Genomic DNA, 16,635 nt, shown 5'->3' on the forward strand with positions numbered 1-16,635 from the left:
TGTTGGCTGTTGTTGTCAGACGCCCAGCGCATGGCGTCCGGCGGAGATGCGGGTGGAATCGTCCTGCGGGGTATGAACACGGCCGCACAGCACGTCGCGATAATGCCGCTCCAGCGGATTGGTTCGCGACAGACCGTGATTGCTGGTCAGCGACAACGCATCCTCCACCGCCTTGACGGCGTTGTTGGTCACCGTCAGCTTGACGATGTTAGACTCGATTGCCGAGAGCTGGAAGCCGCGATCGAAATCGGCGGCCAAGCTTTCGATCAGGCGCGCATTGACGGCCAGCCTCGCCTCGATGCCACCGACCACCTCCTGGACGCGCGGCAGCGTCGCCAGCGGCGCGCCGAGATTGGCGGGCACGCGCTCCTTCAGGAAGGTGACGAGCCAGTCGCGCGCGGCGCGGGCGATGCCGTCATAGATCGCGGCGACGAAGATGGTGTGCACGGTCGCCTGGGTCGGGTCCGGTGCCTTCCAGTCGTCCGGCTTGCGGACGTCGATCTCGTGGTCCAGCGGAAACACCACGTCGTCGAAGACCACGGTGTGACTGCCGCTGGCGCGCAGGCCGAGATGGTCCCAGCTCTCCTCGATCCCGGTGCCCGGCAAGCCTGCCGGAACCAGAAACAGCCCCACGCGCGTTTCGGCTTCGTCCGTCCTGGCCCACACCACATACCATTTCAGGATCGGCGCGCCGGTCGAATAGATCTTGCGGCCGGAGAGCTGCCAGCCGGTTTCGGTGCGTCGTGCGACCGTTGCCGGCAGGCCGCCGCGCGCCGGCGAGCCGAGCTCGGGCTCGACCCGCAACGCGTTGATCAACGCCACGCCCTCGATCGTCTCCCTGGCGAGCTTGCGCGACAGACGTGCGGGCCAGCGCGTGCTCCGCGCCATCACCAGATGCTGGATGTAGTGCATCGACAGCACCAGCGCGGTCGAGGGGTCGGCCTTGCCGATGATGCCGAGCACGCGGGCGGCATCGCGGGCCCCCGCCCCGACCCCGCCGAGCGCCGCCGGCACGGTCAATGCCAGCAGGCCTTCGCGCGAAAGATCGGCAAAGTTCTCGAACGCAAAACTGGCATCGCGGTCGTGCGCCGGAGCGCGCGCGGCAAACACTTCGGCCAACCGGAGAGCGCGCGCGATGTATCCGGGCTCACTCGCGTGCGCGACCTCTCTTGCGGCCGTCGTCACCATGTCGCCTCCAGTCCGAGCAGGCCGAGGATCTGCTTGCGCAGTTCGGCGAGATAGGGATCGCCGCGATGCCGCGGATAGGGCCGCTGCACCGCAATGTCTGCCCTGATCCGCGCCGGTCGGTCGGAGAGCACGATGACGCGGTTGGCGAGCACCAGCGCCTCCTCGACGTCGTGGGTGACCAGCAGCGTGGTGAAGCCCTTGCGCTGCCAGAGCGCGACGATCTCGGACTGCATCGCGATCCGCGTCAGCGAGTCGAGCTTGCCGAGCGGCTCGTCGAGCACCAGGATCTTCGGGTCGTTGACCAAGGCGCGCGCCAGCGCGACGCGCTGCGCCATGCCGCCGGAGAGCTGGTGCGGATAGGCGTTGCGGAACGACGACAGCCCGACCAGATCGAGCACCGCATCAACGCGGTGTCGCTGCGCCTTCAGAATGCCCTGCGCCTCCAGCCCGAGCGCGACATTGTCCCAGACTGAGCGCCATGGAAACAGCGTCGGATCCTGGAACACGACGACGCGCGACGGATGCGGCCCGGCGATGCGGATCTCATCCTCGCGCAGCGCACCCGCGCGCGGCTTCTCCAGCCCGGCCACTAGCCGTAACAGCGTCGACTTGCCGCAGCCGGATGGACCGAGCAGCGCGACGAACTCGCCCGGCGCGATCGCGAGGTTCACATTGTCGAGCACCGGCAGTGTGGCGCCATCGATATCGAAGGCGTGGCTGACGCCCTCGACATCGAGCGCCGCACCCACCGCGGGATAGGTAATCGCCTCGGCGGCGGACTGCCCTACCATTTGACGACCCCCTTCTGCCAGACCAGCAGCCGGTCGCGCGTCCGGAACAGCAGCGTGATCGCGCCGGAGCAGAGCAGCGACATCACGATCAACGCCGCATACATGTTGGCATAGGCGGCCCAGCCCTGCGCCCATTGCAGGTACCAGCCGAGCCCGGCCTTGACGCCGATCATCTCGGCGACGACCAGCACGGCGAAGGACGAGCCAAGGCCCATGAACAGACCGACGAACACATGCGGCAGCGCCGCCGGAATTGCGACCTTCAACACTAGGAACGACGGCTTGGCGCCGAGCGTGCGGGCGACGTCGTAATAGGCGTGGCTGACGCTCGCGACGCCCGACCAGGTCAGCACCGTCACCGGGAAGCCGGTGGCGAGCGCGATCAGGAAGGTCGAGGCGCTCCAGCTCGACGGAAAGGTGAAGAACGCGATCGGCAGCCAGGCGGTGGCCGGCAGCGGGCCGATGAAGCGCAGCATCGGATGTACCCAGTAGCCGACCTTCTGCGACCAGCCGATCGAGACGCCGGTCACGAAACCGACGGTGGCGCCGATGATGTAGCCGCCGAGCTGTAGCTTGATCGAAGCGAGCACGCTGTCGAGCAGCTTGGGCAGATCGTCGGTATAGACCTCCAGGATCGCCTGCGGCGGCGGAAAGAACGGCAAAGGCAGCCATGCGAACTTGGCGGTCGCGACCTCCCACAGGGTAAAGAGCGCCCCGAGCGCGACCAGCCACGGCGCGCGCTTGCGCAGCGCCTCGCCGGGTCCGCCGAGATAATCCGCACCGAAGGTGCCGAACAGCACAAAGGCGGAGATGACGATCGCGCCGATGCCGAGCGAGCTGGTCCGCGACCAGTCGCCGACATCGGGCCAGTACAGGCAGGACAACCCAAAGGCCGCCCAGGCCAGGCTGGCGGCCAGCCCGATGCCGTAGCCACCACCGCGGACATCGGCGAGCTTTGCTACCGCGCGCGGCGCGGCTGTCGCGTCAGACACTGAATACGTCGACATAGATCCGCTCCGCGAATTTCGCCGTATCGGTGCTCGGTTTGAACACCTGGACGGATTTCAGGTCGTCGGCGTAGCCCTTGAGCTCGCGCTTGAGCGCGTCGCCGGTGGGATGATGGTGATGAGTGTGGTAGCGCACCATCGCATCGAGATCGGCGAGGCTCGCCGCCTTCGGCGCATAGGGCTGGAACGACTTTGCCGCCTTGTCCGGATTCTGTGCGGTGGACATCGCGGCATCGAGCAGCGCCTGCGTCACGGCACGGGCGACGTTCGGCTCCTCGCGCACCAGGCTGCCGCGCAGACCGACGATGCAGCAGGTCCGGTCGCGATACTCACCATCGAGATTGGAGGCGACTTCCTTGTATTGCGGGTCCTTCAGCCAGAGATAGGCCAGCGGATCGGACGACAGGAAAGCCTGCACCTCACCCTTCTCGACCGCGACGTTGAGCAGATTGCCGGGATAGGCCCGCCAGTCGACATCCTTGACCGGATCGATGCCGAGCTTGGCGAGCTGGATCGAGAAGAAGTTCTTGTCCGGCCCGGCGAGATCGCCGACCGCGACGATCTTGCCCTTGAGATCGGCCAGCTTGTCGACGCCGGAATTGGCGCGGGTCAGCACCCGCATGCAGCCGCCATGGGTGCCGGCGGCGATCTTGACGTCGAAGCCCTGCTCCAACGGCTTCAGCCAGCGCAGCGCCATGCCGAGGCCGGCGTCGCTCTTGCCGGTGGCGATCGCCTCCAGCAGTTGATCGGTCGAGCCGGAATAATTGACGAGCTCGACGTCGAGGTTCTGTTTCTGGAAGAAGCCATGGTCAATCGCGACCGGCAGCGGCGCGAGGCACACCGCGCCGGCGTTCCAGGACAGTTTCAGCTTGCGCGCGCTGCCCGCGAGCGGCGGCGCGTCGGACGCGGTCCTGCAGATCGGGAATTCAGAGAAGTCGATCGCCGGCGCCACCGCACGCGGCGTGAAGGCCTGCGCGCCGAAGGTCCCGATCGGCGCAGCGAACGCCGCGGCAGCCCCCGCGCGCAGCAATGTGCGGCGATCCATCACCGTCTTCTTGTTGTCGGTCGACATCATCACTCCTGCATTTCGGCAAGGCTCCGCCCTGCGCGCAAAACGGCTCCGTCTGCACGCCCCGTCGTTCGAAGCTTGTGGTTAGAAAAAGCGGATTTCTCCGGCGCTATTGCACTCAAAGCAACATGCAAATGATGCGGCGCGATAGCGTCATCGTCAATGAAATGGAATTTCGAATGTTGCGCACGCGAAAGGCGTTATCTCCACGCTCGCCTTGCACAACGATGAAACGATTTTCGCCAAAATCGGCGGTCGCACAGCTTGGTCAGAGGTTCAACCTGCTCAGAATTCGAGCGCTGTATGATCTCGCACATCAAGCGTTCTATTCGGTGATGTAAAACGAGAGGTTCTTTATGGGGGCCGCCGCGAATTCAGTTTTCCGTTTCGTTGACGGCGAACGCGTCGCTCATAGACTTGCTCAAACGCCGAGGCGCCTTCCACGCCCCGGCGAATGAATCAGAAAGAAACGGATATGCACAAACTCACAGGTTCGGGCTTCCCTCACTCCTTGACCCGCCGCGCCGCGGCCGCGTTGTTCGCGACCGCCGTTGCGCTGTCGACGTCGGCTGCGGCTCTCGCCGCCGACACAATCGTGCTTCGCGTCGGCGACCAGAAGGGCGGCAACCGCTCGCTGCTGGAGATTTCCGGACAGGCCAAGGACCTGCCTTACAAGATCGAATGGTCGGAATTCCCGGCGGCAGCCCCGATCCTCGAAGCGCTCAACGCCGGCGCGCTCGATGTCGGCTATACCGGCGATCTCGCATTCCTCACCGTCTATGCCGCCGGCGCGCCGATCAAGGCGATCGGTGGCACGCGCGCCGACCCGAAGACGCAGGCGATCCTGGTGCGCGCGGACTCGCCGATCAAGACGGCCGCCGATCTCAAGGGCAAGCGCCTCGCCGGCACCCGCGGCGGCTGGGGTCAATTCCTGATCGACGCGACCCTCGAGAAGACCGGCAACCGGATCGAGGACGCGACCTTCGCGCCGCTCGGCCCGGTCGATGCCAAGATCGCGCTGCTCGCCGGCTCGATCGACGCCTGGGCAGTCTGGGAGCCCTACGTCTCCTATGCCAAGCTGAAGGATAACGCGCGTGTCGTCACGGATGGCGAAGGCCTTACACCGACCGTCACCTTCATCGTCGCCTCCGACAATGCGATCGCGACCAAGCGCGCGGCGGTGCAGGATCTCGTACAGCGGCTGAACAAGGCCCGGCTGTGGTCGCTCGACCATCTGGCCGAATATGCCAAGAACACCGCCGACCTGACCAGGCTGCCGGAGGACGTGCTGCTCGCCGCCTACACCGCGCAAAAGATGAGCCCAATCGTGATCGACGAAGCTGTGGTGAAGGAAGTGCAGGCCGCCTCCGACCGCGCCACGCGTTACGGCATTCTCGGCAAGACGCTGGATGTCGGCAAGGCCGTCGATCGCAGCTTCACGGCGGGTGCGAGCTTGAACTAGCGATCTTCACCTCCCCTTGCAAAGGGGAGGTCGGTTTGCGCAGCAAACCGGGTGGGGATCCTGCCTCCGCGAACACAAGCGCTCGTGGAGAGCAACCCCCACCCCGCCCTCCCCCTTTCAGGGTGAGGGGGTCAGACGGCGGTGCTTACCTGACGCCGCATTCAGAACGGAGACACGCCCCATGTCCGGCCCGCTCCATCTATCGCTCATCGTCGCAGCACACCTGCTCTGCATGACCTTGTTGGTCGCACTTTCGGTTTGATACGCTTCTCTCCGGGCCAGCCTCAGGGAGAGAACAACAATGAACCTGTCAATGAAGGACCGCGTCGCGGTCGTGACCGGCGGCAGCAAGGGCATCGGGATCGCGGTGGCGCGGCGATTTGCCGAATCCGGCGCCAGGGTCGCGATCCTCGCCCGCGGCGCGGCCGACCTCGCGGCCGCGCGCGAGACGCTGGCCAAGGATGGGCTCGTGGTGCGCGATTACGTCTGCGACGTCTCGAAGGCCGCCGACATCGCCAAGGCCCATGATCAGATCGTCGCCGATCTCGGTGGGATCGACGTACTCGTCAACAATGCCGGCACGGCGCGCACCATGGCATTCGAGAGCATCAGCGACGAGGCCTGGCAGGAAGACTTCGATCTGAAGCTGTTCGCGGCGATCCGCTTCAGCCGGCTGGTGTGGGGAGGGATGAAGCAGCGCAAATGGGGCCGCATCATCAACGTGCTCAACACCTTTGCCAAGGCGCCGGCCGGCCACTCCGCGCCGACCTCGGTGTCGCGCGCCGCCGGCATGGCGCTGACCAAGGTCATGGCCAACGAGGGTGGCGAGCACAATATTCTGGTGAATGCGCTGCTGGTCGGCCTGATCATGAGCGATCAGTGGGTCAAGCGCCACGCGGCGCAAGCGCCGAACATGGATTTCGAGGAGTTCGCGAAGGGACTCGCCAAGGGCACGCCGCTCGGCCGCATCGGCACGGCGGAGGAGTTCGCCAACCTCGCCTGCTTCCTCGCCTCCGAGCAGGGCTCCTACATCACCGGCACGGCCATCAATGTCGATGGCGGCCGATCGCCGGTGGTCTAGGGCTTCGGCTCCGATCGAGTCAGAGCCAAAGCCCCAGATTCTTGCTTTGGCGGCTGGCAACCTACGGCAGGAAGCTACGGCTCAAAAGCAAAAGGCCTCCGTCACCGGAGGCCTTCTCGTCTTAAACCGCGTCCTTGGCGGCCTTGACCGGCCGTGCGCGAACGATCTTCCGGGCCGGCTTGGCCTTGAACATCATCTCTTCGCCGGTGAAGGGGTTGGTGCCCTTGCGCGCCTTGGTCGCAGGCTTCTTGACCACGACGAACTTCGCGAAGCCGGGGACGAGGAACACCCCGTTCTTCTTCAGCTCCTTGTGGCCGACATCGACGAGCGAGTCCAACACGTTCTTGACGTCGCGCTTGGAGAGTTCGGTGGTGGTCGCGATCTTCTCGATCACTTGCGACTTCGACAATTGGGTAGCCATGGTTGCTCCATTGATTCTGGAGTGGGCACGATATGGCGGAAAATGCCGAAAAAGACAGGGTTTTCTGCACTTCCTATCGCAATATCGCTGTGGACAGCACGCGAATCAGCGATTTTTTCGGGGTTTTTCCAGATCAAGGCGCTTCAGACCCCTGAAAAAACAGGGTTTGCGCACCTCCCGGCCGCACGCAAAACGGTCTCTGGAGAGAATCACCCTCTGCGATTCGTGCCGCAACGCCTGGCGCGGCGCAGGCCGAGCGCGAGTTGCGGCGCCCTGCGCCGTGCGACCTCTGGTTTCGGAAATGATCCTCCAAAAGGCTCAGGCTTTAGAAAATGACTCCCGTCGCCTTTCCATCGTAACATTGGCGAAAGCCCGGCTTGGTTACATGGCGGGCGATCCGACGTCCGCCTGTGTAAGCCTTGGAGACCCGCGTATGGACTTGACCCGCCTCGAGATCAACCGCCGCACGGCCCTTTTGACCTCGGCCGCAATCGCGGCCAATGTCATCAATCCGATGCGGGCCTTTGCGCAGGAGGCTCCACGCAAGGGCGGCGTGTTCAACGTCCATTACGGCGCCGAGCAGCGCCAGCTCAACCCGAGCATCCAGGCTTCGACCGGCGTCTACATCATCGGCGGCAAGATCCAGGAGAACCTGGTCGATCTCGACGCCAATGGCCAGCCGGTCGGCGTCCTCGCCGAGAGCTGGGAGGCGACGCCGGACGGCAAGACCATCACCTTCAAGCTGCGCAAGGGCGTCACTTGGCACGACGGCAAGCCGTTCACCTCGGCCGATGTCCAGTTCACCGCCATGAACATGTGGAAGAAGATCCTCAATTACGGGTCGACGCTGCAGCTCTTCCTCACCGCGGTCGACACGCCCGATCCGCAGACCGCGATCTTCCGCTACGAGCGGCCGATGCCGCTGAACCTGCTGCTGCGGGCGCTGCCCGACCTCGGCTATGTCTCCGCCAAGCATCTCTATGAGAGCGGCGATATCAGACAGAACCCGGTCAATCTGGCGCCGGTCGGCACCGGTCCGTTCAAGTTTGTCAAATATGAGCGCGGTCAATATGTCATCGCCGACCGCAATCCGGACTATTGGCGGCCCAACGCCCCCTATCTCGACCGCATCGTCTGGAAGGTGATCACCGACCGCGCCGCGGCGGCCGCGCAGATGGAAGCGGGCGAGTTGCAGTACAGCCCGTTCTCGGGGCTCACGATCTCCGACATGGCGCGGCTCGGCAAGGACAAGCGCTTCATCGTCACCACCAAGGGCAATGAGGGCAACGCCCGCACCAACACGATCGAGTTCAACTTCCGCCGCAAGGAACTGTCCGACATCCGCGTCCGCCGCGCCATCGCCCATGCGATCAACGTGCCGTTCTTCATCGAGAACTTCCTCGGCGACTTCGCCAAGCTCGGCACCGGGCCGATCCCCTCGACCTCGACCGACTTCTATCCCGGTCCCGACACGCCGCAGTACCCCTACGACAAGGCCAAGGCGATCGCGCTTCTCGACGAGGCCGGTTACAAGGCGACCGGCGGCAATCGCTTCTCGCTGAAGCTGTTGCCGGCGCCGTGGGGCGAGGACATCTCGCTGTGGTCGACCTTCGTGCAGCAGTCGCTCTCCGAGGTCGGCATCCAGGTCGACATCGTGCGCAATGACGGCGGCGGCTTCCTCAAGCAGGTCTATGACGAGCACGCCTTCGATCTCGCCACCGGCTGGCACCAGTACCGCAACGACCCCGCGGTCTCGACCACGGTGTGGTACCGCTCCGGCCAGCCCAAGGGCGCGCCCTGGACCAACCAGTGGGGCTGGGAGAACAAGACCGTCGACACCACCATCGACAACGCCCTAACCGAGCTCGATCCGGTCAAGCGCAAGGCGCTCTATGCCGAGTTCGTCAAGGAGGTGAACACCGAGCTGCCGGTCTGGATGCCGATCGAGCAGATCTTCGTCACCGTCATCACGGCCAAGGCGCGCAACCACTCCAACACTCCGCGCTGGGGCTCGACGAGCTGGCACGATCTTTGGCTTTCGGCGTGAGCCTTCTCCCTCGCCCCGCTCTTGCGGGGAGAGGGCCGGGGTGAGGGGCTCTCTTCACAAGTGGCGCAATCGGACGGACCTGTACCCCTCACCCGGATCGCATCTTGCGATGCGACGTAGCCGAAGCTTTGCTCCGGCGTCTCTTTGACGGCCGCCGCAGGCGGCCTACGCCTCTCCCCGCAAGCGGGGCGAGGTGATTGAGAGGGCCAGCGCCAATGCGACGCACACCGGTGTCCACCCCGTTCGAAAACGCTATAGATAGTCGATGCGCATCCTGAGCCTTGCGGGGCGGCGGCTGGCCGCCTCGATCCCGACCCTGTTCCTGATCCTGATCGGCGTGTTCCTGCTGCTGCAGCTCGCGCCGGGCGACACCGTCGATGCGCTGATGGCGCAGATGGGCGGCGGCGACGCGGCGACGGCCGAGTCACTGCGCAAGTTCTACGGGCTCGATCTCTCGGTTCCGGCCCAGCTCGCCAATTATCTGTGGCGGCTGGTCCGGCTCGATCTCGGCTTCTCCTCGATCTACGGCAAGCCGGTGGCGGCCGTGATCCTGGAGCGGCTGCCGCCGACCATCCTGTTGATGACCGCGTCGCTGTCGTTCGCATTCTTCTTCGGCCTGGTGTTCGGCGTGATCGCCGCGCGCGGGGTCAACCGCTGGCCCGATACGCTGATCTCGACGCTCGGCCTGATCTTCTACGCCACGCCATCCTTCTGGTTCGGCCTGATGGCGATCGTGGTGTTCTCGGTCTATCTGCAATGGCTGCCGCCGGGCGGCTTCGAGGACATCGGCACCGTGCAGACCGGCGTCTGGCACCTGCTCGACATCGCCGCGCATCTCGTGCTGCCGACGCTGACGCTGGGGCTGATCTTCCTTGCGATCTACCTGCGCATCATGCGCGCCTCGATGCTGGAGGTGCTGAATCTCGATTTCGTTCGCACCGCGCGCGCCAAAGGGCTGGACGAGACCCATGTCATCACCCGCCACGTGCTGCGCAACGCGCTGCTGCCGATGGTGACGCTGATCGGATTGCAGGCCGGAACCATGCTCGGCGGCTCGGTCGTGGTCGAGAGCGTGTTCTCTCTGCCCGGCCTCGGCCGCCTCGCCTATGAGTCGGTCGTGCAGCGCGACCTCAACACCCTGCTCGGCATCGTGTTCGTCTCGGCTTTACTCGTCATCGCCGTGAACTTCGTCGTCGACCTGCTCTACGCGCGGCTCGATCCGCGCATCACGGCGGAGGGCTAGCGATGGATGCCGTGAAACGCTACTTCCGCAGCCCCGCCGCGGTCGTTGGCCTGATCCTGCTCCTGCTCGTCATCGCGATGGCGATCAGCGCCGGCTGGCTCTATCCGCGCGATCCGCTGGCGCTGGCCGGCCGGCCGCTGATCTGGCCGTTCTCCAACCCGCGCTTCCTGCTCGGCACCGACAATTCCGGACGCGACATCGCCGCGCAGATCTTCTACGGCGCGCGGATCTCGCTCCTGATCGGCGGGGTCGCCACCGTGATCGCGATCCTGATCGGCATCCTGGTCGGCGCTTTCGCCGGCTATTACGGTGGCTGGGTCGACAACGTGCTGATGCGGATCACCGAAGCGTTCCAGACCTTGCCGAACTTCGTGCTGCTGTTGGTGCTGGTCGCCGTGTTCGGCTCGACGCTCACCACGGTGACGATCGCGGTCGGCGTGGTGTCGTGGCCGGCGCCGGCGCGGCTGACCCGCGCCGAGTTCCTGTCGCTGCGCAACCGTGAATTCGTACAAGCCGGCAAGACGCTCGGCATGCGGGACATCCAGCTCATCCTCGGCGAAATCCTGCCCAACGCGCTGCCGCCGGTGATCGTCTATGCGAGCGTGGTGATGGCGGTCGCGATCCTGCTGGAAAGCGCGCTCGCCTTTCTGCGGCTGTCCGATCCGAACGTGGCCTCCTGGGGCAATCTGATCGGGCTCGGCCGCGACGTGCTGCGGGTGCAGTGGTACGTCTCGGCGATCCCCGGCATCGCGATCCTGGTCACCGTGCTCGCGGTGTCGCTGGTCGGCCAGGGCCTCAACGACGCGTTCAATCCGAGGCTGAAGAGCCGATGAGCGACACCGTCCTTTCACTCGACGGGCTGACGGTCCGTCTGCCCAAAGGCGCAGACCGACCACACGCGCTCGCCGATGTCTCGCTGTCGATCGCCTCCAACGAGATTCTCTGCGTGGTCGGCGAATCCGGCTCTGGCAAGTCGATGATGGCCAACGCCGTCATGCGGCTGCTGCCGAACGACGTCAGAATCGAGCGGGGCCGGATGATGTTTGACGGCCGCGATCTCTGTGCGGCAAGCCCTGCCGAGATGCGCGACGTGCGCGGCGCCGGGATCGCGATGATCTTCCAGGAGCCGATGACGGCGCTCAATCCGCTGCGCACCATCGGCGACCAGATCGGCGAGATGTTCTCGATCCACTCCCGCCTGTCGAAGGCCGAGATCAACGCGCGGGTGCTGACGCTGCTCGACGACGTCCGCATTCCCGATCCCAAGGCCGCCGCAAGGGCCTATCCGCACGAGCTCTCCGGCGGCCAGCGCCAGCGCGCCATGATCGCGATGGCGCTGGCGCTCGACCCGAAGCTCCTGATCGCAGACGAGCCGACCACGGCGCTCGACGTCACCACGCAGGCGCAAATCCTGAAGCTGATCCGCGATCTGCAGCAGCGCAAGAAGACGGCGGTGCTGTTCATCACCCATGATTTCGGCGTGGTCGCCGAGGTCGCCGATCGCGTGGTGGTGATGCAGCACGGTGCGATCGTCGAACAGGGCACCGCCGACAAGGTGCTGAACGATCCGCAGCACCCGTATACAAGGCAGTTGATCGCCGCGGTGCCGCCGCTCAAGGCGCCGCCGCCGCGTCCCCTCTCCGGCGCGGACGTCCTGACCATCGATCATGTCTCCAAGACCTACCGCACCGGCGGCTTCCTCGGCCGCGGCGCGCGGATCACTGCGGCGGTGAAGGACGTCTCGCTGCATTTGCCGCGCGGTGCGACGCTCGGCATCGTCGGCGAGTCAGGTTCGGGCAAATCGACGCTGGCCCGCTGCATCGTGCGGCTGATCGATCCCGACGCGGGATCGATCCTGCTCGACGGCAAGGATTGGGCGAAGCTTGCGCGCGACGCGGTCCGCCGCGAGACCCGTCACATCCAGATGGTGTTCCAGGATCCCTTCGCCTCGCTCAACCCGCGCCGCAAGGCGGCCGAGCTGGTGGCGCAGGGACCGATTGTGCACGGCGTCGAACCGGCCGTGGCAATCGCGGAAGCCAGGAAGCTGTTCGAGCTGGTCGGTCTCGATCCCTCCGCCGGCGACCGCTTTCCGCACGAATTCTCCGGCGGCCAGCGCCAGCGCATCGGACTGGCGCGGGCGCTCGCGCTGAAGCCGGATGTGCTGGTCGCCGATGAGCCGGTATCGGCGCTCGACGTCTCGGTGCAGGCGCAGGTGCTCAAGCTGCTCGCCGGGCTGCGCCAGCAGCTCGGGCTGTCCATCATCTTCATCACGCATGACCTGCGCGTCGCCGCGCAGATCTGCGATCTCGTCGCCGTGATGAAGGATGGCGTCGTGGTCGAGCAAGGGCTGACCGCCGAGGTGTTCGGCAACCCGCAAAACCCCTACACCCAGGCATTGCTCGCCGCGATCCCCGGTGGCGCGTTCGCTCGCGAGCACGACACGGCGATCGTGTAGCCAGCGCGCGCGGGCCCGCGGGGGCTCCCTACTCGGCCGCTTCCGGCGTGCGCTCCTCGCGCAGCCGCAAACGCTTCAGCAGTCCGGACGGCATCACGTGCGAGCCGCGGGCAAACGGCGCATTCGGAATAGTCGCTCATGCTCGACGGGTTTACCACCTCCCGGGTTATGAAGCGCGGTTGAGAAAGATCGGCAATCCCCGCTTGTTCGAATAGAGCGGACGGTAGCGCTCCGTGTTGTACGAACTTGCGACGTCCAGCTTGCGCGGCCCGAGCTTGGGATCGGGGATCGGCACGAGGTCGTAGCGGCCCTCGACCAGCGCCGACATGAGGCCGGTCTTGCCTTCCAGCACGGCGTCGTAGGCCATGTTGCCGAACGTCAGCGCCACAAGCTTGTCGATGAAGTCCGGATCGCCCGATCGCAGGTCGTAGGTGAGGTCAGAGACGATAGTCTCCTCGCCGGCGCGCCGCTTGATCTCATCGGCAAACGCTTCGGCGACGCTTGCCTTCCTGTGGTGACCGTAGGCGTCAGGCTCGCCGAATTCCTGTACCTTGTAGTCCTCCCACTCCGCGCCCTCGCTGAGCACGATCAGCGCGTAGTTGCTCGGATTGGCGTGCTTGTCCTCGAGGAGAAGCTGGATCAGTTTGTCGAGACTGACCTTGTACTCCGGTATGGCGCAGCGGATCGAGGTCGCGTATGCGGTGTAGAGTGCCGTAAATCCGGCATCGCGACCGAAGATGCGAAAAATGCCAATTCGCTCGTGCGAGCCGACGGTGGTGCGTTGCCGCTGGATGGCATCACTCGCGCGCGTGATCGCGGTCGAGAAGCCGATGCAGTACTCGGTGTTGCGGACGTCGTTGTCCATCGTCTTCGGGATGGCAATGATCTTGACGCCGAGTCCATTGAGCTTGTCCGCATAGCTGAGCGTATCATCTCCGCCGATGGCGATCAGATGTTCGATGCCGAGCCCCGCGAGGTTTGCCAGCACCTGGCCGGTGAGGTCCCATGTCCTGGTTGCGATACCCCCCTTGGTGCTCTCGGAAACCGGAAAGTCCTCGCCCGCGAGATGATCGGGCAACTTCTTCATCTTGGATGGATTGGTGCGGCTCGAATGTAGCACGGTGCCGCCGCGCCGGTCGATGACGCGCGTGTTTTCGCGGTTCAGTGGGATCACGTAGTGGGACTTGCTCGCAGGGTCGTCGAGGTCCAGGTGGGTAAGGGCTTCCCAACCACGGCGGAGACCGACGACCTCAATGTCATCCTCACTGCCGCGATAAGTCACGCTCTTGATCACCGCGTTGAGGCCGGGGACGTCACCGCCGCCCGTGAGAATACCAATGCGCTTCCTCGCCATACCCGCCTCCCAGGATCGGTACGTGGCAATAATGCCTGCGTCAGGTCGTGGTTTCCATGAAACTATCCGCCAGCGGCCGAATCCTCGAGAACACAGCGCTCGGCCGGCCCCTCCATTCTCTACATCTCCCGCGCGTCCCGCCGGCGATAGACCAAGAGCATCAGCGGCGCGAGCTTGCGCATCAGGCCGTGCGCCGGAATCGTCACCGGCTCGGTGAACGGCAGCGCGAGCTCCCCCTCCGGCACGCCCTGCACCGCCTTCGCGAGTTCCCGGCCGAGCGGCATGGTCAGCGCCACGGCGCGGCCGTTGCAGCCGGTCCAGCCGAACGCATTGGGGCCGAGCCGGTGAATGCGCGGCAGGAAGTCGGAGGTCATGCCGACATAGCCGTTCCAGACGTAGTCGAACGAAACGTCGCCGATCTGCGGCCACAGTCGCTGCAACCGCTCGGTCACCCGCGCCTTCAGCCGCGCGGCCTTGTCGCCGGGGCCGATCACCGCGCCGCCGGTGACGAGGCGATTGCGGGCGTCGTAGCGCGCGAAATAGAGCTCGCCATGAGTATCCGACATCGCTAGCCGGCCGGGGATGATGGTTTTGCGGACATTGTCCGACAGCGCCTGGGTCGCCATCTGCCAGGACAGCACCGGCATCACCTCATGGGCGATTTGCGGCACCAGCGATGTCGAAAACTCGCCGCTATAGGCGTTGGTCGCGACCACCAGCGCGCGGCCGGAGATTTCGCCCCTCTCCGTCTTCACCACCCATCGGTCACCGCGACGCTCGAAACTCGTCGCCGGTGAACGGGCGTAGATGCGCGCACCAAGCCCGAGCACGGTGCGTGCCAGGCCCCTCGCCAGCGCCAGCGGATTGATGTGCCCGCCGGTCCTGTTCCAGAACCCGCCGTACCATGCATCCGATCCGAGCATCTCGCGGACCTGGTCGCGCGACAGCAGCTCCACCGGTGCACCGAATTTCGACCATTGCCGCACCCGCCGCTCCGCGATCTTGATGCGGCCCGGCGAATGCACCGGCTGCACCCAGCCGGCCTGCTCGTGCTCGGCTTCGATATTGTAGCGCCTGACGATATCGAACAGCGCCGACGCGCTGTCGCGCAGCATTGCGACGAAACGCTCGCCGGCGGCACCGTGCCTGGCGACAATATCCTCGGGGTCCGGCCGCGACAGTGTCGGGATCACCTGCCCGTTGTTGCGGCCCGATGCGCCCCAGCCCGGCTCGGCGGCCTCGACGATCGCGACATCGATATTGGCCTCGCGCAAGTGCAGCGCCGTCGACAGGCCGGTGAAGCCGCCGCCGATGATCACGACATCGGCCTGTTGCGCACCGGTCAGCTCGGGACAGTCAGGACCGGACGGTGTCACCGCGGCCCACAGCGAATTGGGCCAGCGTACGGCATTGCTGCTCATCATGATCCTTTCTTGCGGGCGCCCGATCATTCTGGTTAGCTTTATAGCGTTTTCGAGCGAAGTGGATACCGGTTCGCGCGAAGAAGACGCGTCTGAACAAATTCCAGCCGGGAAGACAACACGTGGCACTCAAGAACATCATCGGAATCGATCACGCCGTGGTCATGGTGAAGGACCTCGACAAGGCCGCCGAAAACTACAAGCGGCTCGGCTTCACCGTGTCACCGCGCGGCACCCACAGCGCGCATATGGGATCGGGCAACTACACCATCATGTTCGATCCCGACTACATGGAATTGCTCGGCGTGCTGACGCCGACGGAAAACAATGCTCCGGCGCGCGCATTCCTGGAGAACCGCGGCGAAGGCATCGAGCGGATCGCGTTCACGGCGGTGGATTCGGCCGCCGGCGCCGAGGAAATCCGCGCCCGCGGCTATGCGCCAATCGGCCCGACCGATTTCGAGCGTCCGGTGACGCTGCCGAACGGCACCGTCTCAGCGGCAAAATTCCGCACCTTCCAATGGCCGGTCGCGGAAGCGCCGGGCGGCGTCCGTATCTTCGCGTGCCAGCACAAGACGCGGGAGACGGTGTGGATCCCCGAGCTGATGAGGCACGCAAATGGGGCAAAACGCCTCAGGCAGGTGCTGATCGTATCGCCGGACCCTGCAACCGATGCGGCGCATCTCTCCAAGATGATCGATGTCGCCGTGAGGAGCGAGGCTGATGGTGCCGCCGCAGTACCGTCCGGCGGAGATCGCGCCGACTTCGTCTTCCTGACCAAGGACCAGCTCGGCCAGCGCTATCCGGGCGTCTCGCTGGATGGCCTTGCCGATCGCGGCGGTGCCGGCCTTGTGATCGCGGCCGATCTCGCCGCGACGAAGACCGCGCTGAGCGGGACCGGCGTGAGCAGCGGCAGCAGCATCTGTGTGCCGCCCGCCGCCGCAAACGGCACCCTGCTCGCGTTCGTCCAAGCATAGCCGGCCTGACTTGATCGATCATCACCTGCGCGGCGCGGCAATCGTGCACGCCGTGCAGGTTGGGACTAGGCAGACGGAGTTCACACGCTAGTATCTCTCCCAATAAGAACCGTCCCTGG

The 16,635-nt window shown here is 65.3% G+C and carries 14 protein-coding genes; 7 read left to right on the top strand and 7 right to left on the bottom strand.

Annotation, left to right across the window (positions count from 1 at the left end):
• Nucleotides 1-15: 15 nt before the first annotated feature.
• The 4 genes from P6U30_RS26285 to P6U30_RS26300 are packed head-to-tail and all read right to left on the bottom strand — an operon-like array spanning nt 16 to nt 4,058.
• A complete protein-coding gene (locus P6U30_RS26285; RefSeq protein ID WP_407165769.1) occupies nt 16-1,188 on the bottom strand; it encodes an acyl-CoA dehydrogenase family protein in 1,173 nt (390 codons plus the stop codon).
• Nucleotides 1,182-1,979, bottom strand: coding sequence for an ABC transporter ATP-binding protein (locus tag P6U30_RS26290; protein ID WP_407165770.1), 798 nt, complete (start codon nt 1,977-1,979; stop codon nt 1,182-1,184). Before P6U30_RS26290 ends, P6U30_RS26285 begins: the two co-directional genes overlap by 7 nt.
• Nucleotides 1,973-2,986 (bottom strand): ABC transporter permease, encoded by a 1,014-nt coding sequence (locus P6U30_RS26295; RefSeq protein WP_407165771.1) that lies wholly within the window; start codon nt 2,984-2,986, stop codon nt 1,973-1,975. The genes P6U30_RS26290 and P6U30_RS26295 overlap by 7 nt, the downstream gene beginning before the upstream one ends.
• On the bottom strand, nt 2,964-4,058 hold the full coding sequence (locus tag P6U30_RS26300) for an ABC transporter substrate-binding protein (protein WP_407165772.1): 1,095 nt from the start codon (nt 4,056-4,058) through the stop codon (nt 2,964-2,966). The genes P6U30_RS26295 and P6U30_RS26300 overlap by 23 nt, the downstream gene beginning before the upstream one ends.
• Before the next feature lie 472 nt (nt 4,059-4,530).
• Between P6U30_RS26300 and P6U30_RS26305 the strand changes: the two genes are divergently transcribed.
• Together P6U30_RS26305 and P6U30_RS26310 are read left to right on the top strand one after the other, a co-directional pair.
• Complete coding sequence (locus P6U30_RS26305; protein ID WP_407165773.1) at nt 4,531-5,517, top strand: ABC transporter substrate-binding protein; 987 nt, start codon at nt 4,531-4,533, stop codon at nt 5,515-5,517.
• Between the two features lie 301 nt (nt 5,518-5,818).
• The gene (locus P6U30_RS26310) at nt 5,819-6,598 is read left to right on the top strand and encodes an SDR family oxidoreductase (protein WP_407165774.1); all 780 of its coding nucleotides are present in this window, start codon (nt 5,819-5,821) and stop codon (nt 6,596-6,598) included.
• A gap of 121 nt (nt 6,599-6,719) precedes the next feature.
• Here P6U30_RS26310 and P6U30_RS26315 read toward each other — a convergent pair whose 3' ends face one another.
• Entirely contained in the window at nt 6,720-7,019 is a 300-nt protein-coding gene (locus P6U30_RS26315) for an HU family DNA-binding protein (protein ID WP_016843119.1), read from the bottom strand.
• Nucleotides 7,020-7,452: 433 nt separating this feature from the next.
• Here P6U30_RS26315 and P6U30_RS26320 point away from each other — a divergent pair, with 433 nt between their 5' ends.
• The 4 genes from P6U30_RS26320 (at nt 7,453) to P6U30_RS26335 (ending at nt 12,764) form a co-directional block, all read left to right on the top strand.
• Complete coding sequence (locus P6U30_RS26320; protein ID WP_407165775.1) at nt 7,453-9,066, top strand: ABC transporter substrate-binding protein; 1,614 nt, start codon at nt 7,453-7,455, stop codon at nt 9,064-9,066.
• Nucleotides 9,067-9,331: 265 nt separating this feature from the next.
• Nucleotides 9,332-10,309, top strand: a complete 978-nt coding sequence (locus tag P6U30_RS26325) for an ABC transporter permease (RefSeq protein WP_407165776.1) — start codon at nt 9,332-9,334, stop codon at nt 10,307-10,309.
• 2 nt (nt 10,310-10,311) lie between these two features.
• The gene (locus P6U30_RS26330) at nt 10,312-11,142 is read left to right on the top strand and encodes an ABC transporter permease (protein ID WP_407165777.1); all 831 of its coding nucleotides are present in this window, start codon (nt 10,312-10,314) and stop codon (nt 11,140-11,142) included.
• On the top strand, nt 11,139-12,764 hold the full coding sequence (locus P6U30_RS26335) for an ABC transporter ATP-binding protein (protein ID WP_407165778.1): 1,626 nt from the start codon (nt 11,139-11,141) through the stop codon (nt 12,762-12,764). The genes P6U30_RS26330 and P6U30_RS26335 overlap by 4 nt, the downstream gene beginning before the upstream one ends.
• A gap of 166 nt (nt 12,765-12,930) precedes the next feature.
• On the opposite strand, the gene P6U30_RS26340 is transcribed toward P6U30_RS26335, so the two are convergent.
• Nucleotides 12,931-14,118 (bottom strand): 6-phosphofructokinase, encoded by a 1,188-nt coding sequence (locus P6U30_RS26340; RefSeq protein ID WP_407165779.1) that lies wholly within the window; start codon nt 14,116-14,118, stop codon nt 12,931-12,933.
• A 119-nt stretch (nt 14,119-14,237) separates the two neighbouring features.
• A complete protein-coding gene (locus P6U30_RS26345) occupies nt 14,238-15,539 on the bottom strand; it encodes an NAD(P)/FAD-dependent oxidoreductase (protein WP_407170546.1) in 1,302 nt (433 codons plus the stop codon).
• Nucleotides 15,540-15,661: 122 nt separating this feature from the next.
• Between P6U30_RS26345 and P6U30_RS26350 the strand changes: the two genes are divergently transcribed.
• Nucleotides 15,662-16,516: a VOC family protein gene (locus P6U30_RS26350; protein WP_407165780.1), complete on the top strand. Its 855-nt coding sequence runs from the start codon at nt 15,662-15,664 to the stop codon at nt 16,514-16,516.
• Nucleotides 16,517-16,635: the final 119 nt, after the last annotated feature.

It is taken from the genome of Bradyrhizobium sp. ORS 111 (genome assembly GCF_045571485.1).
Classification (GTDB): domain Bacteria; phylum Pseudomonadota; class Alphaproteobacteria; order Rhizobiales; family Xanthobacteraceae; genus Bradyrhizobium.